Raw genomic sequence first — 21,455 nt, forward strand, 5'->3', positions numbered from 1 at the left:
CTCCACAGCTATAACAACTACCTGTCGCCAATAGCTATGGAGCAACAGGCAGCGTGATCACCGTAATCGGTGTCCGGCAAAACTTGACCAGAACAGCTTGCCGGCGATGAGGCCAGTACAGGCAACGACGCTTCAGAAGACCCCGTGCACCCGCACCACCACCCCCAGAAACTCACATCCCTCTTCACAGACCAAGGCCGGATAGCTGCTATTGAGCGCCTTCAGGTACCGCTGCCCGCCCTCTTCGCCCAACTCGCGCAAGATCGCCGATTTGCCAGGCTGACGCGCAATCACCAAACGCCCCGGCTCAGCCTCCAGCCCTGGGTCGACCAGAATACGCATCCCCTGGGGCACGCTACGGCCACTCGCCGAACTCATCGCATCGTTCTCTACGGTCAACCAGAACGCCTTGCCCTGGGCCAGGTACTCGGTCTGCTCGTAGACCGTACCCTCTTCAGGCACCGCTTCGGCCAGTGCATCCCAGTCCCGCAGCGGGTAACGAAAACACACGATGTATTGCATCAGGTCGATATCGTCTTCGTCTTCATCGAGCACATAGCGCCCCTTGTCCTCGCCCACCTGGCCGAGTACCCGTAGCTGCAGGCTGACGTGGTAATGCGGCATGCCCAACTCGACGAACACACGGTTCATCGAATCGACCTTGGGCTGACGCCGCTTGTTCACCCAATGCCCCACGCTGCCTTGGGAGACCCCAACGCGTTCGGCGAGCTGCTCCTGGGAGATATCGAGCTCCTCCATCCGATCACGGACGAGGGCAATCCATTTATCCATATTCATCGCTGGCACGATACGGACTGCCTTCAGGCGCTCAATAAACATTCAGTATTATTTATCGGAATGTCTTCAAATACCTTAAGTATTAAACTCGACCAGGAGCTTTTCCCTATTGGCATGCGCAGGTATCAGGATGAAACCAACGAAAAACGACGTAACAGAACTCGACAGCGAAGCCGCCCGCCGCGCCCTCGACTATTACCTCAACCCCAGCCCCACCCGCCCCAGCGAGCACAACAGGATCTGGACCCTGCACGAAGGGGTCAGCAACCAACAGGCGCAAGAACACGCCATCGCCCTGCTCCGCTGCGCAGCCGCCACCGCCCAGGAAACCGCCATTCATCAGGAAGGCAGCACCCGCGAACTGATCTTCGCGCTGATGCACATGATGGACATGGCCAGAGCCCTGCTTGAGCACAAGCACGCGGGAAACAGCGGGTTTTAGGGGAGAAAGGAAGGGAGAAACGTGATGGCCGGGTACTGGCAAGAGCGCCGAGTACCGGACAGAGGAAGCGCATCGGTAAAAGTTTTTTACCGAATAAATGAAAATTCATTTGACTGGCAAATGATAACGATTATTATTGCACTCAGCTGATCGCGAGATCTGCTGGATAACCTGGAGCTTAGGTCGCTCTCAGATTATCTCCTCATCAGGCTAATCACGGTTTTTGACCCGGCTTTTTGCCGGGTCTTTTTTTTTGGCTCTTCAGGCTAATGAAGATCGTTGATGGCGGCGATGATAGCAAAAGTGTTTCAGAGCGTGAACGCTCATTACAAAACTTTGCGGAATCAGCACTTGAGAATCAATCTCGTTTCCCCTACTCTGGATCCGCATCAAGGACGATGCCCCCAACCCTCCCCCTCTTGAGCAAGGAGCTGTCCATGAGCCGTCTGCTGCTGCCCCTCGAGCACCCTACCCCCGCTGCCGAGCAGGATGCCGACAATGCGCTGCTTCATGGCCTCAAGCGCTTGCCACGGCGCGTGCAGCAAGTGTTCCTGCTCAGCCGCCTCGACCAACTGGACTTCACCAGCATTGCCGCGCGGCTCGATCTGCCATTGTTGAGCATCGAACGGCACATGAACCAGGCCTTGCAGATAGCCAGTCCGCGGGGGAATGCCTTGGCCAGCGTGGCCGGGCAGTGGTATGTGCGGCTGCAGAGCCCAGAAGCCACTGCCTGCGAGCGGATCGATTTTCGCCGCTGGCTGGATGCGGACCCGGCGCACCTGCAGGCTTTCCATGACACCGAATTGCGCTGGCGCAGCCTGCTGGTACCCGCGCGTGAGCTGGGACAGGATGGCTGGTATCGGCAAGGGCGTGCGGCGATTTCGTTGGGTGGGTGTTCAATTGCTGTCGGGCTGGGCGTCGCAGCGATTCTGCTGTTCGGTTACTGGGCCTGACGCTATTGGGCGAGCCTAACGTTGATCCACCAGATGCAACGCCACCGCGCCACCCAATACGAGGCAAATACCTACAAGCTGCAACGCCGTCAGACGCTCCCGGTGAAACAGGTATCCCAGGACCGCAGCCACCCCGCCTGACAGCGTGCTGATCACTGTGACAATCGCAACAGAGCCGCCGATCGCACCATATGAGAACGCTGTAAATCCTCCCAGATTGGACAGGCTGGCTCCAAAGAGCGACGAATACGCCTTCAGCCCGCGAGAACGCAGAGCAAGTGTTTTGCAGGTCACAGGCCCCAGAACGATAACGCCGACCAGATAGTTTACCCAAAGCATATTGACTGGCCCGATTGCGGGAAGCGCATAAACACCTTGAAGCCAGAAGCTGACGCCATAAAGCAAGGCAGCCAACAGGGCGAAAAGAATGGCGCGCCCCTCCCCCACGGGTGACGTCGAGTTACTTGACCTCTTGCCCAATCCAACGAACGCAACGCCTGCAGCGCAGATCACCAAACCTGCGAATTGCATCAACGAGACCGACTCTCCACTCCACCATGCCAACAGCGTAGTGAACACACCATATGTAGTAACCAACGGCGCCACAATTGAGGTTCTGCCCGAAAAAAAAGCAGAGGAAAGCGCAATTGCACCCGCAACGGTGGACAAACCAGCCGCAAAACCGAAGAACAGATCAATTAAATCCGTTTCAAATAGAAAGCCGAAGCCTTCAGATGAAACAGCAAGCATTGAAGTCAGAACCAATAACCCTATCAGCTGCCCTAGCAAAACCGATTGCCGAACACCGAAAATCCTGGCACTTGTGCCAACCAGATAGTCAGTCACACCCCAGCAAAGCGCGGCCAAAAGGCCCATCACAATATCCATATTGATGCCCTTCTTATCTTTGACTTATCAACGTTAATCACTTATCAACCAGCACCTCACCCGCGGACCCGGGCAAATAAACAAGTAGCAACCAGCCTGAAAGGCAGGACACTACGAAGCTCAACGCCAGACTCATCGGCAACATTTCTTCGACTGACACCCACACCCCATCGCCTGCAAAAGACGAAACGCCATGAAGCTCTCGTAATTTGATGCGAGGGAACAGCCCGCCGCCCCTGCGATTGATACGGAGAGCCCCGCAATCAACAACCGTTTTCGGCCCATATGATCAGACAGCGGCCCAATGATCGCTTGAGAGAGGGCGACGCCAATAGCGAAAAAGCTAATTGAATAGGCCGCATACTTCGTATCGACAGCAAAATCATGGGCGATCGCGGGAACTGAGGGCAAGATCACATCGAGCGGAAAGACACCAAGCAGGCTTATTAGTATGAGCAATGTGACCTGCGGATTATTTGGCCACAACACACTACGACCGTTCACCTGCTCACCCCCGCACATTAACCGAAAATTCTATTTTCCTTCCGTTCATTTCTAATCCCCACATAGCACACTGCACGCTTGCGACGCCTCATGCTAGCCAAACACACAAGATGCACAAGCTCAGAAGTTGAGCGAGAATTCCCATGAAGTTGTAGGAAAAGCCATCCAATGAAAGTCAAGGTATCTTTCCGCTAAGCGCCCACTGCCGCACTCAACCATTACTTCGCGTAGTCAGAAACGCGGACATATACGCTCAATCGCCGGCTATGTTTTCAGCACCTTTGGCCGAGATTGCAGGGCTTATGCACCCCGACACACCCGCGATCCCCCAAGCGGTGTACAGTACCCCGACAACAATTCCCAAGGAGCCCGCCAATGACCGTGACGCTGTCCCCCCTGCAGATCGACTGTGATTTCGACTCCGGCAACATCCAGGTCCTGGACGCCAGCAACCCGTCCCAGGTCCGCCTGGCCATTCGCCCGGACACCCACAGCGGCCACTTCCAGTGGTTCCACTTCAAGGTCAGCGGCCTCACTCCCGGCCAGCGCCACCGCTTCAGCCTGGACAACGCCAGCGAGTCTTCCTACAAGAACGCCTGGACCGGCTACAACGCCGTGGCGTCCTACGACCAGCACACCTGGTTCCGCGTGCCCAGCCAGTTCGACGGCAAAGCCTTGTCGTTCGAGATCCAGGCTGAACAGCCGCAAATCTGGTTCGCCTACTTCGAACCTTACCCCCGCGCCCGCCACAACCAGCTGATCGAGCGCGCCCAGCAGATTCCGGGCGTGGAGCTGCTGGCCCACGGGCGCAGTGTGCAGGGCCGGGATATCCCGCTGCTGCGCGCAGGCGACGGCGCGGCGGGCAAGCGCAAGCTGTGGCTGATTGCCCAGCAGCACCCGGGCGAGCACATGGCCGAATGGTTCATGGAAGGCGTGATCGACCGGCTGCAAGGCCATGATGCGACGGTTCAGGCACTGCTGGCGAAAGCCGACCTGTACCTGATCCCCAACATGAACCCCGATGGCGCCTTCCTCGGCCACCTGCGCACCAACTTCAAGGGCAAGGACCTCAACCGGGCCTGGCAGGACGCCAGTGTCGAGGCGAGCCCAGAGGTGTTCTTTGCCCAGGCGCAGATGAAACAGTACGGGGTGGATGCGTTCATCGATGTGCATGGGGATGAAGAAATCCCCCATGTGTTCACCGCGGCTTGCGAGGGCAATCCGGGGTATACGCCGCGGCTAGCCAAGCTGGAAGAGCAGTTCCGCAGCACCTTGTGCAGCCTGACGCCGGACTTCCAGACGAAATACGGCTATACCCGCGATGAACCGGGACAGGCCAACACCACGTTGGCGTGCAACGCGGTGGGGATGGCGCATGAGTGCTTGTCGCTGACGCTGGAGATGCCGTTCAAGGACCATGACGATGCGCCCAATCCGGTTACCGGGTGGTCGGGGGCGCGGTCGAAGGCGTTGGCGGGGGCGGTATTGGAGACGCTTGTGAAGATGGTTGACGATTTGCGCTGAGGCTTCTGGCCCTATCGCCGGCAAGCCGGCTCCCACAGGGAAGTCACACAGCTTTCACTGACTGTGTGGGAGCCGGCTTGCCGGCGATGGGGTCAACACCGATTCCCGCTCAGAACTGCACGTCCAGTATCACCGTGTCGGTATAAGTCGCCGCCGGCGGCGTGGCCTGATCGGTGTAGACCTTGGCGTTGTAATTGAACACCTGGCTGCCGGTGCCGGTCCCCGCGCCAGGGTTCACATCGGCATCACTGCTGGCGCGCCGCGCGCTGCTCACCGAGCCCCAGCGCACCGCACCGGCGCTCTTGAAGATGTCGTAGGCCATGTAGTTGTTGGCACTGGACTTCATCCGCCGTCGCCCCCCCGAGACGTTCTGCCCGTCATCCAGTCCCACCGTGTAGGTGCTGCCTTTGGTGCACGACACGCTCAGGTTCTGGCTCACCGTACCGAACCCGGCCACCACCGGCGCACTGCCAAAACTGATGTTGGGCGTGGTGATCTGGCAGTCGTTGCTCACCGTCAGGGTGACGTTCAGGGTCTGGGTGCCATTGTCGATATCACGCCCCAGGCAGATGCTGCCCACGCCAATGCCCGAACAATAGTTCCAGTCCCAGAAGATCTGCAGGGTTTCCCGGTACACGCCTGCCGCGACATTGCTGCCGATCTGGGTACGCAGATAGAGCGGCACGGCTTTGGGTGTGGTGCCATTGAGCAGTCCCAGCAGGTCGATGATGCCATTGCGGGCAAAGTCGAACGGCAGGCCGCGGGTGATCGGGTAGCGGGTGGTGTTGTCGGCGTACAGGGTGTAGCCGATGACATCGCCCGTCGGGCCTACCAAACCGGCGGTACTGGACGTGATGGTGGCATAGAAATGGTCGTTGGCGCTCAGCAGGGTGAGCAGCGAGCCGGTGCACTGCAGCCCTGAGTTGGTGGTGGAGGCGTTCTGCACGTTGTTGCGCACCACCGTGGAGCTGAGCGTGCCGAACCCTGCCGGGAGCGTCGCCACCGACTTGCACAATGCCCAGGCGGAGCCTGCCTGCAGCAGCAAGAGGCCAAGCAAGACAAACCGTGCAAGCCGTTTCATCGACACTCCAGCGGGCCGATCAGCGGAACTGTGCCCTGCGCAGGCGGCAAATCGAATTCGACCTGACATTGCCCTCCTCCTTCGATCGCCACCTGCAGGCGGTTGTGTGTCGCCAGGTTTTCCAAGTACACCAGGCCATCCCAGCCCACCACTGCCTGAGCGCCGCTTTCCTGGTGAGTGACGGTGCTGCCCAGCTTCAAGGGCTGCTGGCTGCCGTCCACCAACTCGATGCTGGCCGCCAGCACGCGCTTGACCGGGAACTCCAACAAATAACCACTGCCGCGGCGCACGGCCACCCGCTGCTCCACTTCGGGGGCCAGCACATCGGGCGGCAGGTCCATCGGGTCGATTTCGTACTTGCCGCGGTAGTAGCCACTGCTATAGGGCACCAGCAGATGCCCGTGCTTGTCGGTACGGCCGATCTCCTGGTTTTCGTAACGCACCGGCACGTCCGCATAGCCGTCGGTGCTGACCACCACAAAGGCATCGTCGATGCGGTTGGCGGCGAACATGCCGCTGTCCATCCATACCAGCGAGCCGCTGGCATCGCCCCAGCGCGTCATCTCGCCACTGTTGCCATACACCCCGGCCTGCAGCTGCACCGACTGCAGGCGCCAGGTGACGTCGGCCTGGCGGTAGGCGTCGCGGTCGCTGCCGGTGGCATAGCCGAGGTTGTAGCCCACGCCAGCGCCCACCGGCACCGCGCGGCTGTAATTGACCCGCTGCACGTCCTCGCCGTCCTTGCTGCGCTCCGTGCTCACGGCCAAGGTGCCGTTGAAGTCGAACGGGATCACCAGTTGCGCCTGCACCGCCCACTGGCTGTCGCCGACTTCGCGGTTGGCCGACAGGTAGACGCTGCTGTTGCCCCACAGGGGTTTGCTCCAGCTCAGGTTGATCAGCCGTGTGCGCGTGCCGTCACCGGCGCGAACGTCGAAGTAGCCCGCGCCAAGGCTGCCGTAACGGTCCAGGTTCAGGCTCAGGGTCACTTGCTCGCTGCGTTGGCTCAGCTGCATGTCGGGGATGTCGACCCGACTCAGGTCGGCATAGTCGCCATGGCGCTGCAGGCGCTGGTAGCTGAAGCCGATGCGCTGGCTGTTGTACTGGTAGCCAAGAGCAACCTGATGGCCGTTGTCGCCGTCGAACTGGCTCTGCGCCAGGGCCGCGTTGAGCACGCCAAAGTTGCCCAGGCGCATGTTGCCGCCCAGGCCACCGAGCAACAGCGATTCGGCCGTTTCAACGTGGCTTTCGAGGGTGAAGTAGTCACTGAGGCCGTAGCGCAGGTTGGCCGAAGCGACACCGGGGCCATAGCTGAAGTCCTCGATGGCGTAGTCGCGGCGCAGGCTGCCGGCGGCCACCGAGTAGTCCGACAGGCCTTTTTGCAGCAGGCTGCTGGTGACGTAGAACGGCAAGGTGGTGGACACCTGCCGACCGAGGGCATCGGTGGTCACCACCACGGCTTCGCCGGCACCGTTGATGAACGGCACGTTGGTCAGGGTGTAGGGGCCAGGTTGCAGTTCTGTCGTGCTGGATTTGTAGCCATTGATGAACAGGTCCAGCGACGTCGGCACCGCCGCCTCGCCGGCGAATGCGGGCAATGGATAGGTGACCAGGTCCGGGCGGGCGGCGAAATCGCGCGACAGCTGCAGGCCACCGACACGCACCGAACTGGTCCAGGGCAAGGCGCCGGTCACGAAGTCACCGGCTTCATAGGTCAGCAGCCGCTGTTCGTCGGTGAAGCGCCAAGTGGTGTCGTAGCGCAGAAAGCCCTGGCCGCCGTCGTCGCCTGGCGCGCCATTGAATGACTGGCGCCACTGGCCCGTGGTGGCGAAGGTGCCCCAGCTGTCGAACAGGCGCAGTTCGTTCCAGGCGGCCAGGTAAGTGCCGCCGTCATCGGTGTCATTGAGGTACAGGTCATAGTTGAACAGGGCGCCGAAGCTGCTGCGCGCCTCGCTGGGCGGATACAGGTTGCGATCGCCGAGCTGCTGGTCCGGCAGCCAGGCCGCAGGCACTTGCAGCAGAAGCCGCTGGTTTGGGCTGTCGTAATCGCTGTGCAGGCCTTCGAGCTCATCCAGTGCGACTTCGCCCTGGGGGTTGCCCGGCAGCTTGATGCCGGCTGCGCGCAGCACCTCGCTGTCCAGAAACAAACGCCCGGCCCGTTGCTGCACCGGCACCAGCTCAGCCCTGGGCACCTGGTTCACCAACAGGTCGAGGTACAACGTGGCGTCGGCAATGGCAGCGGCCTCCGTGGGCGGCGGCGGCAGGTCGTCGGCCAGCACCAGGCCCGAGCCCAATACGGCCAGGCCGAGGCAGCAACGGGTCGCCCGCGACAACCATCTCACGCACGGATTCCGACCATTGATGGGTCCTCCCTGGGCCCTCATTCAGTAACAGGCTCATTGCTCTTGGCTGATCACTTCGGCCACTTCCTGGCCATTGACCCTCCCCTTGAGCCCTCCCGGTGTCACCGGCGCAGGCCAGCGCATGCTGGCGCCGGGCAGGACATAGCCGAGCAGCCCTTCGGCCAAGGGCTTGGCCTGGCCGCCTTGCTGCACCACCACGTCGGTCAGGCGGGCATGCACCGGGCCCGTATTGCGCAGTTCGACATAGGGTTTGCCCTGCACCGTCACCGGGCGCCAGCTCAATTGCGGCTTGCCGACACCGCTGGCGTTGCGCTTGCCCTCCGGGTCCGGCTTGCCCCACAGGCCTTCGCCATAAACGAACAGCGGCACCGAGTAGCGCATCTGCAGGCGGATCGCGGCCGTGGTGCCCTGGTTGCCGGCATCGGCCGGCAGTGGCGAGGGAATTTCGTCGATGATGATGCGGTAGGCCTGCTCCTGGCCTGCGGGCGAGCTGCCGGTACGGGTCAGGCGGATCAGTTGCTTTTGCCCCGGCGCGAGGGTCGCCACCGGCGGGCTGCCGATGATCTCGCGCTGGGCCTGGAACTGTTCCTGGTAATCGCCCTGGCGCCAGGCGAAGACCCGCACCTGCAGGCTGGCCGGAGCCGTGCCGCGGTTCTCCAGCCACAACGCACCGGCCCTCTGGTCAGCCTCCAGCACCGGGTCGATGGGCCAGATCAGTACCGAGGTGGCCGCCCCCGCCGGCATGCTCGCCAACAGCAACAATCCGATTACACCCTGCGCCCACTTCGCGCCTGCCCGCATGCCACTCTCCTTGGTCACGTGAAATGCGTGGCGGTGCCGTCACCAGGTCACCGTCACTTGCACGACATCTGTATACGTTCCGGCCGGCAACTTGCCGGTCAGTTGGGTACGGCCATAGACCGGCAGCGTGATGGCCGTCGGGTCGCTGTAGCTGACCACCACGCTCTGGCCAATGCCCAGCACCTGGCTGAAGCCCGCATCCCCATAAAGCTGGTAGGCCAGCACTTGCGTGCCGCCGCTGCGCTTGAGGTAACGCGTGCCGCTGGCGCTGTTCTGGCCACCGTCCAGGCTCATGCTCAGACTCACGCCCGGGGTGCATTGGAAGGTCACCGTGGAGCCGCCCAGGGAGGTGCTGAGAATCCCGGTGGACAGCGCCGACTGGCTCCCGTAGTTGAGTACGCCATAGTTGGTCACCCCGCCCATCACCAGGCACCCGGCGACGACCTGTGCGGTCACCTGGAACGTGCTGCTGGTCGCCGCATCCAGCGGCGCAGCCAGCAGCACGCCGAGCCCTGTCAGGCAGCCACCCAACCAGGCGCGCATGGCCGCGACTCAGAACGACAGCTCAACGGCGACGGTGTCGGTGTAGGTCCCTGCCGGAAGACCTGCCTTGCCGCGGGCCTGGCCATACAGGTTGACGGTTTGCGCCACCCCGGTGCTGGTCGGCAAGGTAATGGTGTCGTCGATGTTCAGCAGCTGGGTGTGCCCGGCGTCGGTGTAGAAGTCATACGGCACGAAGTTGCCGACGCCATCGGCAAGTGCCCGGGTGCCACCAGGCGACTGGCCATCGTGGCTACCCGCACGCACGCGGATCGCCGGCACCGTGCCGGGCGAGCAAAGGATGCTCAAGGCGCCACCACCACCGCCCAGCACCTGGCCGGGAGCATCAGTGAAGAATGCCTCATGGGTGCCGAAATCGAGGGTACCGAAATTCAACCCCGAGCTGCCCCCGCTGCCATTGACCTGGCAGGCCGCCGTCAGCGTCAGGGTAGAACTGATGGTGCCGGTCACCGTGGCGGCTTGGGCATGGGCTGCCAGGGCCAGGCCAAGCCCGGCGAGGATGCAGTGGGTAAGGTTCGTTCGCATCAGGGATCTCCTTGCGATGGTTACCAGTCCAGGGTCACTCTCAAGGTGTCGCGATACAGCCCGGCAGGTAGCGCGCGCGGTTGCGCCACCACTACGCCGTAAATGGGAATCGGAATCTGCTCGGTGCCGCTGATGGTGAAGGCACGGGCCTGGCCGATGCCATAATGGCTATTGCCGCCCGGGTCGACGGCCAACTGATAAGGGATCGTCTCGCGCCCGTTGCTCAGCCTGCGCACGCCATCGCTGCCATTCAGGCCGCCGTTGATGCGCACGTTGAAGGCCCTGACCTGGGGCGTGCAACTGATCTGCAGGCTGCCTTCGCCACTCACCTCGTCGACTCGACTACGCAGCGGCTGGTCCCAGTTCGGGCCGCGCTCGCCGAAGTCCATCACGCCGGGGTTGCCCAAGGTGGCCGGGGGCTGGTCGCCGCTGATGATCTGGCAGGCGGTGCTGATCACCAGGCGTGCCTGGATAAAGCCGGTGGTGGCACCGTGCGCGGTGCCGGGCAACAGCAGCGGGCCAAGGCTGAGCAGCAGGATCGACGTGCGGTTCATGGCGAGACGTCCTTAGGCATGGTGCCCTCGCTACCAGGTGACCGTGACTTTGAGCAGGTCGGCGTACTGCCCGGCTCGGGGCACCCAGGCCAATTTGTCGATACGGGCGTAGAGCGGCAGCTCGACAGTGCCGCTGTCCGGTACCCGGGCGGCTTGGGCGACCCCAACGACCACCGGCTCGCGCCAGGCCGCGTCGCGGAAGAGGCGATAGGGAATTGGCCGAGCCTTGGCGTCATCGCTGGCCAGGAAACGCAACTCGCCAACACCCCCATGCTGTCCCCCGTCGATGCGCACCTGATAGGGCGTGTCAGGGTTGCATTCCAGGCGCGGCGGACGGCGGTTGAGCAACACGCCACTGAGGGGCGCGCCAGGGCCATCCAGGCGCGCCGTGGCACCCAGGTCGATCCGACCCAGGGCCTGCGCACCCGCATCGCGAGTCTGGCCGACCAGCATGCAGCCACGCTGCACCTGCACCCGCACTTCCACAAGAAAGTCCGCCGCACCAGCCAAGCCGCTCAACAACAGGCCCAACAGCGCGGCCACAAAGCGTTCCGTCACTGGGTAATCCTTGTTCTTGTCCTCTGAATCTGAGCGTAGCAGCGGTTGGCAAACGCGTGATGGCTGAGTGCCATTCTTTTGTGATAACGACAAAGTTCTAGGGGCGCCAACAATTTTGTCGATCGTTGCGAACCCATGCACATCCTTCGCCTCCAATGGCCATGGGCCGGAAAAGCGGCGCACATTCTGTTACGGTGCTTTTCCGGCACCGTTGTCAGACGCATGCGCCAAGCAAGGACGAACATGACAGGAGCGTATTCATTGAGCACCGCAGACAAGCTACTCGCCGAAGCCGTGGAACGCTGCGCCCAGGAACCTATCCAGGTGCCGGGCAGCATCCAGCCACAGGGTTTCATGCTGGTACTTGACGAAGCGAGCCTGCACATCCTCCAGGCCAGCGAAAACGCCGAGCGCTGGCTGGGCATACCCGCGCAGTCGCTGGTAGGGTGCAGCTTCGCCGAGATGGTCAGCGCGCAGTTCGACCTGCGCGCCCAACTTCAACGCCTGCCCGATGACCAGGTATTCCCCTTTCACCTCGGCGATGTGCACTTGCGCCCTGACGCACCCTGCAGCGACAGACTGCGCCTGTTGACCCACCGTCACGACCAGGTCCTGATCGCCGAATTCGAACCCGTTCGCTTGCCCGCCGACCTCACCGACGACGGCGACTACTACCCGCTGGTGCGCGAGTTCGTCGGCAGCCTACACACGGCCAGCGATCTGCAGGCGCTGTTGCAGCAGACGGTGCAACAGCTCAAGCGCATCACCGGGTTTGGCCGGGTGAAGGCCTACCGCTTCGATGCCGAAGGCAATGGCCAGGTCCTGGCCGAAGTGGCCGACGACGGCTACCCGCGCTACCTGGGCTTGTGTTTCCCCGCCTCCGACATCCCGCGCCAGGCCCGCGAGTTGTACCGGGTCAACCGTATCCGCGTGATCGAAGACGCCAACTACCAGGCCTCGCCCCTGCTGCCCGCTGCCAACCCGCGCACCGGCAAGCCACTGGACCTGAGCTTCGCCGCCTTGCGCAGCGTATCGCCGGTACACCTGCAGTACATGCGCAACATGGGGACCTTGGCGTCGATGTCGTTGTCGATCGTGGTCGACGGGCAGTTGTGGGGCCTGGTGTCGTGTCACCATGCGCAACCTCGCTCGGTCGACTTGCGCACCCGCACCGCCTGCGAACTCCTGGCCAGCGTGCTGTCGCTGCAGATCGAATCGCGCGAGTCCCACGCCCATACCCGCCAACGGCTCGACCTGCGCCAGCACATCGTGCGGATGATCTCGTCCATGGCCGACCACGACAGCGTCAGCGACGGCTTGCGCGCCTTGCCCCAGGTACTGCTGGACTTCGCCGGTGCCAATGGCGCAGCGGTGATATCCGCCGAGCGCTGCGACCTGTTCGGCCACACCCCGCCTGCCGCCCAGGTCAATGCACTGGTCCATTGGCTGTCGCAACGCGGCACCGAAACGGTGTTTCACAGCGACAACCTGGCCCGTGACATCGACGAACTGCCCGAGCTGACCGCGCATGCCGGCGGCGTGCTGGCAGTGGCCATCTCGCAGATCCACTCGCACTACCTGCTCTGGTTCCGCCCGGAGCAGGTGCGCACGGTGCACTGGGCCGGACGCCCAGACAAACAGATCGGCCCGCAGGGCGCCCTCAACCCGCGGCACAGCTTCGAGCACTGGCAGGAACAGGTCAGCGGCTTCAGCCAGGCGTGGGATCCGCAGATCATCGAAGGCGTGATGGAACTGCGCAGCGCCGTGCTCGGCATCGTCCTGCGCAAGGCCGAGGAGCTGGCGCAACTGAGCAGCGAGCTGCGCCGCTCCAACAAAGAGCTCGAAGCGTTTTCCTACAGCGTGTCCCACGACCTGCGGGCGCCGCTGCGGCATATCGCCGGCTACACCGAACTGCTCGATGAAATCGAAGGTCAGAACATGGGCGAGCGCGGCCGGCGCTTCCTCACGCACATCGAGGAAGCGGCACGCTTTGCCGGCAGCCTGGTGGACAACCTGCTCAACTTCTCGCAGATGGGCCGTTCGGCGTTGCGCTTGTCGGATGTCGACCTCAATGCCCTGGTCGAAACCATTCGCCAGGAGCTGGCGCCGGACTACGAGGGCCGCGAAATCATCTGGGACATCGCGGCGCTGCCCAAGGTGTACGGCGACCCGGCTTTCATCAACCTGGCCCTGCACAACCTGCTCGCCAACGCCATCAAGTACACCCGTGACCGTGCGCCGGCGCGCATCGAAGTCGGCGCGCGCCAGCACAAGGGAGAAACCGAGGTCTATATTCGCGATAACGGCGTCGGCTTCGACATGGCCTACGCCGGCAAGCTGTTCGGTGTGTTCCAGCGCCTGCACCGCATGGAAGACTTCGAGGGCACCGGGATCGGCCTGGCGAGCGTGCGGCGCATCATCGAGCGCCACGACGGCCGGGTCTGGGCCGAAGGCCAGATCGGCCAGGGCGCCTGTTTTCATTTCACCCTTCCCCGTCATCCCGAGACTATCTGAGGCACCCGTACCATCATGCTCAAACCCATCCTGCTGGTAGAAGACAACCCCCGGGACCTGGAGCTGACGCTCCTGGCCCTGGAGCGCAGCCAGTTGGCCAACGAAGTCATCGTCCTGCGCGACGGTGCCGAAGCGCTCGACTACCTGCTGCGCCGCAACGCCTATGCCGAACGCGACGACGGCAACCCGGCGGTGCTGCTGCTGGACCTGAAGCTGCCCAAGGTCGACGGCCTGGAGGTGCTCAAGGAAGTGCGCGCCACCGCCGAACTGCGCAGCATCCCCACGGTGATGCTGACCTCCTCACGGGAGGAGCCTGACTTGCTGCGCGCCTATGAATTGGGGGTCAACGCCTATGTGGTCAAGCCCGTGGAATTCAAGGAGTTCGTCGCTGCCATTTCCGACCTCGGGGTGTTCTGGGCCGTGCTCAACGAACCACCCCCTGGCTCGCTGCGCCTGAACAGGCGTGGCAGCAACTGAGGCCCGCGCGAAGATGCTGCCAATGCCGCTGAAACTGCTGATGGTCGAAGACAGCTCGATGGACGCCGAGCTGACGCTGCTGAGCCTGGAGCGCAGCGGGTTGCAGATTCGTTCGCGGCTGGTGTTCGATCACCAGGCCGCCGAGCATGCCCTGCTCGACACCCGCTACGACCTGATCCTCTGCGACTGCGTGCTGCCCGGCTCCTCCGGCACCGATGTGCTGGCCATCGCCCAGCGCCTGGCCCCGGACACCCCGTTCATCTTCCTTTCCGGCATCTACGGCGAAGAGCACGCGGTGGAGATGATTCGCCTGGGCGCTACCGACTACGTGCTCAAGAAGAACCTGCCGCTGCTGCCCAAGGCCGTGCGCCGCGCCCTGACCGAAGTGCAGGAGCGCCAGCGTCGGCGCCGCGCCGAGGAAGCCCTGGCCGATGTCGAAGCGCGCGCACGCATTGCCATCGACGCCGCGGGCATGGGCACCTGGGACTTGCGCCCGCACGAAAACCTGCTGATCTGGGACGACCGCTGCAAGACACTGTTCGGCTTGCCCCTAGACACCGAGATGAGCCTGGAAGTGTTCTACGCCGGCATCTACCCGGACGACGTACCCCGGGTGCGCGACGCTGTGGAACAGGCCATGCGCCCGGACAGCGACGGCCTGTACCGTGTCGAATTCCGCATCGCCCAGCCCCTCGGGTTGGAGCCGCGCTGGCTGCTCAGCAGCGGCCAGGCCCAGTTCGTCGATGGCAAGTGCACGCGGTTTTCCGGCGTGCTGCAGGACATCCACACCCAGCGCCAGGCGACCCAGGCGCTCAAGCAACTCAATGAGATGCTGGGTGAGCGGGTCGAGCGCCGCACCCGCGAGCGTGACCGCGCCTGGGAGCTGTCCCAGGACCTGCTCGCAGTGCTCAACAAGGATCTCACCCCGGTCGCGCTGAACCCGGCCTGGGAAGCCAGCCTGGGCTTCTCGCGCGAGCGCCTGAGCCAGGCCTCGCTGCTGCAATTGCTGCCCGAGCCCGACCAGGAATCGCTGCTGGCTGAGCTGGCCGCCCTCGCCCACGGCCGCACCAGCGCCCGCTTCGTCGGCCGCATCCGCCACGTGACCGGGCAGTTGCGCTGGCTGTCCTGGGTGGTGGTGCCGGAAGACACCCTGCTCTATGTGGTGGCCCGGGACATCACCAGCGAACGGGAAACCGCGCTGGGCCTGGCCGAAGCCAACGACCGCCTGCTCGAGCAGATCACCGAGCGCGAGCGCATCGAAGCCGCGCTGCAGCAGATGCAGCGGCTCGAAGCGGTGGGCCAGCTCACCGCCGGTGTGGCCCACGACTTCAACAACCTGCTGATGGTGATCCTCACGGGCGCCAGCTTCCTGGAGCGCGACCTGGCCAAGCGTGACGTGGACAAGGCGCGGTCACGCCTGACGCATATTCGCGAGGCCGGCGAACGCGGCGCCAAGCTAACGTCGCAACTGCTCGCCTTCTCCCGGCGCCAGCGCCTGGAGCCGGTGCCACTGAACCTCAACCGCACCTTGGGCGGCCTGGAAGAACTGCTGCGCCGCACCCTGGGCGGCAACATTTCCGTGCGCCTGGACCTGGACCACACCTTGTGGCAGGCGCTGACCGACCCGACCCAGACCGAGATGATCATCCTCAACCTGGCGATCAACGCCCGCGATGCCATGCCCGAGGGTGGTCAGCTGACCCTGTCGACCCGCAACACCCGGATCAAGGCCCGCGCGCAACGCCCGGAAGACCCCGAGCCAGGCGAGTACGTGATGCTGAGCATTCGCGACACCGGCTGCGGCATGAACGAAGAGGTGCTGGCCAAGGTGTTCGAACCGTTCTTCACCACCAAGGACATCGGCAAGGGCTCGGGCCTTGGGCTGGCCCAAGTGTTCGGCTTCGCCAAGCAGTCAGGCGGTGGCGTGCGCATCGATACCCAGCCTGGGCTCGGTACCCAGGTGGCGGTGTATCTGCCGGCGGTAAAGCATGAAGCGGCCAGCGAGCCGATTGCCCCGACGATTTCCCAGCCGATTGGTGACAGTGGCCGCGACCGCACGGTGCTGTTGGTGGACGATGATCACCTGGTGCGCGACCTGCTCGGCGACGTGCTGCGCCAATACGGTTACCAGGTGCGCCAGGCCCACAACGGCGAACAGGCGCTGGCGTTGCTGGATGAAAGCATCGACCTGTTGCTGACCGATTTCGCCATGCCCGAGTTCAACGGTGCCCAGCTGGCACTGGCGGCGCGCGAACGGCATCCGCGCTTGCCGGTGGTGTTCTTGACCGGTTATGCCGAGTTGCAGGGCCTGGAGATGCCAGAAAGCCTGGTGCTGCAGAAACCGGTGCAAGCCGAGGAGCTGGCGCGGGCGCTGGATGAGATGCTGCGGGTGAACCGATAGATTTGTAGAACCTGCACGGGCCCTATCGCCGGCAAGCCGGCTCCCACAGGGGACGCGCTGCCTTCAATGTGGGAGCCGGCTTGCCGGCGATAGGGCCAGCACAAACGCCAGAAACGACAAAACCCAGCGCCGATATCATCTGCACTGAATCAAGAATAGGTATTTGTATCGAGAGAAAATGGCAGGGGCGGCTGGATTCGAACCAACGCATGGCAGGATCAAAACCTGCTGCCTTACCGCTTGGCGACGCCCCTGTATCGGATGCAGCTGATGCTGCCCAGACAATTCCAATTTGGCGACAACTGGGTTGTTGTCTTGGAATGCGCGGCACTTTAACAACATTCTTTTCACCTGGGAACCCCCTCACGCAAAAAAATGCTTTAAAACAGCAAGTTAGTGTTCCCTTGCACGTTTCGCGGTCACGCCGGCCCCACCACCCGTCGTTTTTCCGCCGGCTTGCCCCAACACAATCGCATTGCGCCCTTCCAATCAGGTAAGCGAACTGCGAAGACCAAGGAGGCCCCCAATGCCCGTTTCCCACGACCTGTACCAGGACTTGCACTACCCCCGCGAGATCGTCCAGCAACGCCGCCAGCAAGACCAGACCCTCGACCGCCTGCTCGATGACTACATGGACATCGACAACCAGGTGCTGGCCGCCGAGTCGATCTCGGCGGGCAACTTCCAGGACGACGATCTGCGCCATCTCAAGGAACGCCGGCTGACCGTGAAGTACATGATCGAACGCCAACTGGAGCGCAAGGGCTGAACTAGCGCCCCAGCAGCGCGAGGGTGCGCAGGTCAGGCTCGCCTGCGTAGAACTGCGCGAGGGCGAGCTGGAACAGCGGATTGTCAGGCGCGACCTGGCTGAACAAGGTCAGGCACGAGCGCAGCTTGAGGTCATCGGGACTGCCGAGGACCTCGCGGGCGCTCTTGTCGCTGTGCTGCACGAGCGCGGTCACGCAAGCCTCCAGGCGCGGCCCCAGCAAGGGATGGCCAAGGTAGGCACGGGCCTCGTCGAGGCCGGACAACGCATAGCGCTCGGCCATGATGCTGTGGCCCAGGCCATCCAGCTGGGGGAACATGTACCACATCCAGTGGCTGCGCTTGCGCCCGGCCTGGAGCTCCTGGATCACCTGGTCATAGACCCGGTTCTGCGCCTCGACGAAGCGCTCGAGATCGTAATCGCTGGGCATGGCCACTGCTCCTCTGATCGGTTCCTTTCCTTAGCCTACGCCTGTATGGGCAACCTATCTCGCCAGCCGATCATTGCCCCCCAGTTTATCTATTGGTCAGAATGGCATCACTCGGGCAAGCTGCACGCTGCCCTGCCTTCGCCCAAGGAGCATCGCTTTTGTCTGCCTGGATCCCTTCCCCCCTGCGCCAGCTCGGTCAGCGCCTGAGCGGCGCATCGCCTCACCAGAGTGAACTGCTCGGCTGGTTCGAAGACAAGGCGCACGGCCGTGGCTATCAGCTCAGCGATGGCCAGCGCCGGGTCATCCACAGCATGGCCGAGCAGCTTGCCATGTTGCCGAGCGGCCACCCACGCAGCCTGTACCTGCATGGCTCAGTCGGGCGTGGCAAGAGCTGGCTGCTCGACGGCTTCTTCCAGGCCGTGCCCATCGAGGCCAAGCAGCGCCTGCACTTTCATGACTTCTTTGCCCGCCTGCACCAGGGCATGCACCGCCACCGGTTGCTGGACGATGCGTTGGGCGCGACCCTGGATGAACTGCTAGGCGATTGCCAGGTGCTGTGCTTCGACGAATTCCACGTACACGACATCGGCGATGCCATGCTGCTGACGCGGCTGTTCAATGCCCTGTTCGAGCGCGGCATCTTCGTGCTGCTGACATCCAACTACGCGCCCGAAGGGCTGCTGCCCAACCCGCTGTATCACGAGCGCTTCCTGCCGGTGATCCGCCTGATCAATGGCCGCATGCAGGTGCTGGAGGTGGGGGGCGATACCGATTTTCGCAGCCTGCCGGCCAACCGCGAGCACCAGCGGTTTACCCAGGGGCATTATGTGTGGCCGGGAGATGCACAGCAGCGCCAGGCGTTGAAGGTGCCGGAGCAACAGCCGGTGATGCTGGAAGTGAACAGGCGTCCCTTGCGCGCGCTGGCCACCGAGGGGCGGCGGGTGGTGTTCGCCTTTGACGATTTGTGCGAGAAGGCCACGGCGGTGATCGATTACCTGGTGCTGGCCGGGCAGTACGATGAGTGGATCATCGAAGGGCTGGACGATCTGTCGGAATGCACGCTGGCGGCGCAGCAGCGGTTCGTCAACCTGGTGGATGTGCTGTATGACCAGGACCGGCAGGTGACGGTGATCGGGCGGCGGCCGCTGGAAGAAAGTCTGGGAGGGCCGCTGGCCGACCTGATGCGCACTCGAAGCCGGTTGGGGCAGCTGCATCAGGCAGGGCTTGAGGGCTCCATTGGCTGAACGGGCCCTATCGCTGGCAAGCCAGCTCCCACTGGTACCCCACCGGACCTGAAAACAGTGGACTACCTGTGGGAGCTGGCTTGCCAGCGATGAGGCCAGTCAGGTCACCCCATCAACCCGCCCGTGGCAAATCCGCCAACACCGCCTCTATCTCCCCCAACACCGCCACATCATCCAGCGTCGAAGGCGGCACATACGCCTCCCCATCGGCAATCTTGCGCAGCACCGCCCGCAAGATTTTCCCGGAGCGCGTCTTGGGCAGCCGCTTCACCAACCGCACCCGGTTGAAACACGCCAGCGCCCCGATTTCCTCGCGCACCCTGCCCACCAGCTCCACCAGCAACTGCGCTTCGCTAATGCCCTCGCCATCCTTGAGCACCACCAGTGCCAGTGGCACCTGCCCCTTGATCTCGTCATGCACGCCGATCACCGCACACTCGGCCACGGCCGGGTGGCGGGCCACCAGGTCCTCCATCTCGCCCGTGGACAGGCGATGCCCGGAAACGTTTATCACGTCATCGGTACGCCCCATGATGTAGACGAAACCCTCGTCATCCAGGTAGCCGCCATCGCCGGTATGGTAGTAGCCTGGGTAGGTGCGCAGGTAAGCCTGCAGGTAGCGTTCGTGATCACCCCATAGGGTCTGGCTGCACCCCGGTGGCAACGGCAATGCGATGACGATGGCGCCCTGGTGATCAGGGCCGAGCAGGTGCCCCTCGTCATCCAGAACCTGTACGTGGTAACCCGGCACCGCGCGGTTGCTCGACCCCGGCCGCGCCGCACTGCCCTCCAGGCCCACGCAGGGTGCAGTGACAGGCCAGCCGGTCTCGGTCTGCCACCAGTGATCGTGCACCGGCTTGCCGCTGACCCGCTCCAGCCATTGGTGCGTGCTGGAATCAAGCTTCTCCCCCGCCAGGAACAGCTGGCGCAGCGAGCTCAGGTCATGCCCGCGGATCAGTTCACCGTCCGGGTCTTCCTTGCGAATGGCCCGCATGGCGGTCGGCGCGCAGAACAACGCATTGACCCGGTACTGCTCGACCACACGCCAATAGGCCGAGGCATCGGGGGTGCGAATCGGCTTGCCTTCGTAGAACACCGTGGTGCAGCCGCTCATCAGTGGCCCGTAGACGATCAGCGAATGACCGACCACCCAACCGACATCGGAAATGCCCCACCACACATCACCCGCCTGCATGCCATAGATGTGGCGCATGGCATAACACAGTGCGACCGCATTGCCGCCGTTTTCGCGCACGATGCCCTTGGGTTTGCCGGTGGTGCCGGAGGTGTACATGATGTACAGCGGGTCACCGGCATCCAGCGCCACCGGCGGCACCGGCTGGGCAGTGGCCAGCGCTTCGTGCCAGTCCAGGTCACGCCCCGCTTGCAGCTGCGCGCGGGCCTGGGGCCGCTGCAGCACCAGCACATGGCGCGGCTGGTGACGGGCCAGTTGCAGGGCGCGGTCGACCAGCGGCTTGTACTCGATCACCCGCTCGAATTCCAGACCGCAGGACGCCGTCAGCAATAGCGTCGGCCGTGCATCGTCGATGCGCAGGGCAAGTTCGTTGGCGGCAAAACCGCCGAACACCACCGAGTGCACCGCGCCGATGCGCGCGCAGGCCAGCATGGCCATGGCCGCCTGCGGCACCATCGGCATGTAGATGATCACGCCATCGCCCTTGCCCACGCCAAGCTGACGCAACAGGCCGGCCAGGCGGGCCACCTCGTCGTGCAACTGCTGGTAGGTGAACGACTGCTGCACGCCGGTCACCGGCGAGTCGTAGATCAGCGCCGTCTGCTCGCCCCGGCCCTGCTCGATCTGGTGGTCGAGGGCCAGGTAGCAACTGTTCATTCGCCCGTCGGCGAACCAGCGGTGGGTGCCGTCGGGGTTTTCCTGCAGGGTCAGGGACGGTTTGCGGTACCAGGCCAGGTGGTCGGCCTGTTCGGCCCAGAAGGCAGCAGGGTCGTTAATGGAGTGGTCGTAGCTGTGCTGGTAGGTCATGGTGACGAGAACCCGGTACTTGTTGTTATTGAGGGGCGAATCTTGAGTATGGACCGCCACGCCGGGCCCGCC

Annotated in this window: 19 protein-coding genes, 1 tRNA gene and 1 pseudogene; 8 read left to right on the forward strand and 13 right to left on the reverse strand. The window is 63.3% G+C overall.

Annotated elements, in window-relative coordinates; genetic code table 11:
* Positions 1-132 precede the first annotated feature (132 nt).
* Positions 133-840, reverse strand: coding sequence for a S24 family peptidase (locus ACIPZB_RS23395; RefSeq protein ID WP_400642917.1), 708 nt, complete (start codon positions 838-840; stop codon positions 133-135).
* 88 nt (positions 841-928) lie between these two features.
* On the opposite strand from ACIPZB_RS23395, the gene ACIPZB_RS23400 reads away from it, so the two are divergent.
* Together ACIPZB_RS23400 and ACIPZB_RS23405 are read left to right on the forward strand one after the other, a co-directional pair.
* Entirely contained in the window at positions 929-1,240 is a 312-nt protein-coding gene (locus tag ACIPZB_RS23400; RefSeq protein WP_400642918.1) for a DUF6124 family protein, read from the forward strand.
* A gap of 437 nt (positions 1,241-1,677) precedes the next feature.
* On the forward strand, positions 1,678-2,193 hold the full coding sequence (locus ACIPZB_RS23405; protein WP_400642919.1) for a DUF4880 domain-containing protein: 516 nt from the start codon (positions 1,678-1,680) through the stop codon (positions 2,191-2,193).
* A gap of 15 nt (positions 2,194-2,208) precedes the next feature.
* Here ACIPZB_RS23405 and ACIPZB_RS23410 read toward each other — a convergent pair whose 3' ends face one another.
* A complete protein-coding gene (locus ACIPZB_RS23410) occupies positions 2,209-3,081 on the reverse strand; it encodes an EamA family transporter (RefSeq protein ID WP_400642921.1) in 873 nt (290 codons plus the stop codon).
* Between the two features lie 159 nt (positions 3,082-3,240).
* Positions 3,241-3,603: pseudogene (locus ACIPZB_RS23415) on the reverse strand (MFS transporter); the annotation flags it as partial.
* 357 nt (positions 3,604-3,960) lie between these two features.
* Between ACIPZB_RS23415 and ACIPZB_RS23420 the strand changes: the two are divergent.
* Positions 3,961-5,109, forward strand: coding sequence for a M14-type cytosolic carboxypeptidase (locus ACIPZB_RS23420; RefSeq protein WP_400642923.1), 1,149 nt, complete (start codon positions 3,961-3,963; stop codon positions 5,107-5,109).
* 109 nt (positions 5,110-5,218) lie between these two features.
* On the opposite strand, the gene ACIPZB_RS23425 is transcribed toward ACIPZB_RS23420, so the two are convergent.
* From ACIPZB_RS23425 to ACIPZB_RS23455, 7 genes are read right to left on the reverse strand one after another with little or no spacing between them, the layout of a single operon-like run.
* Complete coding sequence (locus ACIPZB_RS23425; RefSeq protein ID WP_400642924.1) at positions 5,219-6,190, reverse strand: spore coat protein U domain-containing protein; 972 nt, start codon at positions 6,188-6,190, stop codon at positions 5,219-5,221.
* A complete protein-coding gene (locus ACIPZB_RS23430) occupies positions 6,187-8,571 on the reverse strand; it encodes a fimbria/pilus outer membrane usher protein (protein WP_400642926.1) in 2,385 nt (794 codons plus the stop codon). Before ACIPZB_RS23430 ends, ACIPZB_RS23425 begins: the two co-directional genes overlap by 4 nt.
* A gap of 12 nt (positions 8,572-8,583) precedes the next feature.
* On the reverse strand, positions 8,584-9,351 hold the full coding sequence (locus ACIPZB_RS23435) for a molecular chaperone (RefSeq protein ID WP_400642928.1): 768 nt from the start codon (positions 9,349-9,351) through the stop codon (positions 8,584-8,586).
* A 39-nt stretch (positions 9,352-9,390) separates the two neighbouring features.
* Positions 9,391-9,894: a spore coat U domain-containing protein gene (locus ACIPZB_RS23440; protein ID WP_400642930.1), complete on the reverse strand. Its 504-nt coding sequence runs from the start codon at positions 9,892-9,894 to the stop codon at positions 9,391-9,393.
* A gap of 9 nt (positions 9,895-9,903) precedes the next feature.
* Positions 9,904-10,437, reverse strand: coding sequence for a spore coat U domain-containing protein (locus tag ACIPZB_RS23445; protein ID WP_400642931.1), 534 nt, complete (start codon positions 10,435-10,437; stop codon positions 9,904-9,906).
* Between the two features lie 20 nt (positions 10,438-10,457).
* Positions 10,458-10,991, reverse strand: a complete 534-nt coding sequence (locus ACIPZB_RS23450) for a spore coat U domain-containing protein (RefSeq protein WP_400642932.1) — start codon at positions 10,989-10,991, stop codon at positions 10,458-10,460.
* A gap of 30 nt (positions 10,992-11,021) precedes the next feature.
* Complete coding sequence (locus ACIPZB_RS23455; RefSeq protein ID WP_400642934.1) at positions 11,022-11,549, reverse strand: spore coat U domain-containing protein; 528 nt, start codon at positions 11,547-11,549, stop codon at positions 11,022-11,024.
* Between the two features lie 243 nt (positions 11,550-11,792).
* On the opposite strand from ACIPZB_RS23455, the gene ACIPZB_RS23460 reads away from it, so the two are divergent.
* The 3 genes from ACIPZB_RS23460 to ACIPZB_RS23470 are packed head-to-tail and all read left to right on the forward strand — an operon-like array spanning position 11,793 to position 16,941.
* On the forward strand, positions 11,793-14,063 hold the full coding sequence (locus ACIPZB_RS23460; protein ID WP_400642935.1) for an ATP-binding protein: 2,271 nt from the start codon (positions 11,793-11,795) through the stop codon (positions 14,061-14,063).
* Between the two features lie 15 nt (positions 14,064-14,078).
* Entirely contained in the window at positions 14,079-14,540 is a 462-nt protein-coding gene (locus ACIPZB_RS23465) for a response regulator (RefSeq protein ID WP_008096020.1), read from the forward strand.
* A 13-nt stretch (positions 14,541-14,553) separates the two neighbouring features.
* Positions 14,554-16,941 carry a response regulator gene (locus ACIPZB_RS23470; protein WP_400643030.1) on the forward strand — a complete coding sequence of 796 codons (2,388 nt, stop codon included), beginning with the start codon at positions 14,554-14,556 and terminating at the stop codon, positions 16,939-16,941.
* A 179-nt stretch (positions 16,942-17,120) separates the two neighbouring features.
* On the opposite strand, the gene ACIPZB_RS23475 is transcribed toward ACIPZB_RS23470, so the two are convergent.
* A tRNA-Gln gene (locus tag ACIPZB_RS23475) sits at positions 17,121-17,195 on the reverse strand.
* Positions 17,196-17,467: 272 nt separating this feature from the next.
* Between ACIPZB_RS23475 and ACIPZB_RS23480 the strand changes: the two genes are divergently transcribed.
* Positions 17,468-17,710, forward strand: coding sequence for a hypothetical protein (locus ACIPZB_RS23480; RefSeq protein ID WP_400642936.1), 243 nt, complete (start codon positions 17,468-17,470; stop codon positions 17,708-17,710).
* A gap of 1 nt (position 17,711) precedes the next feature.
* On the opposite strand, the gene ACIPZB_RS23485 is transcribed toward ACIPZB_RS23480, so the two are convergent.
* The gene (locus ACIPZB_RS23485) at positions 17,712-18,137 is read right to left on the reverse strand and encodes a DUF1810 domain-containing protein (protein WP_400642938.1); all 426 of its coding nucleotides are present in this window, start codon (positions 18,135-18,137) and stop codon (positions 17,712-17,714) included.
* A 158-nt stretch (positions 18,138-18,295) separates the two neighbouring features.
* On the opposite strand from ACIPZB_RS23485, the gene zapE reads away from it, so the two are divergent.
* A complete protein-coding gene (zapE, locus tag ACIPZB_RS23490; RefSeq protein ID WP_400642940.1) occupies positions 18,296-19,381 on the forward strand; it encodes a cell division protein ZapE in 1,086 nt (361 codons plus the stop codon).
* Positions 19,382-19,493: 112 nt separating this feature from the next.
* On the opposite strand, the gene ACIPZB_RS23495 is transcribed toward zapE, so the two are convergent.
* Positions 19,494-21,383, reverse strand: a complete 1,890-nt coding sequence (locus ACIPZB_RS23495; RefSeq protein WP_400642942.1) for a propionyl-CoA synthetase — start codon at positions 21,381-21,383, stop codon at positions 19,494-19,496.
* Between the last annotated feature and the right edge of the window lie 72 nt (positions 21,384-21,455).

Source organism: Pseudomonas sp. NPDC089396 (assembly GCF_044749545.1).
Lineage (GTDB): Bacteria > Pseudomonadota > Gammaproteobacteria > Pseudomonadales > Pseudomonadaceae > Aquipseudomonas.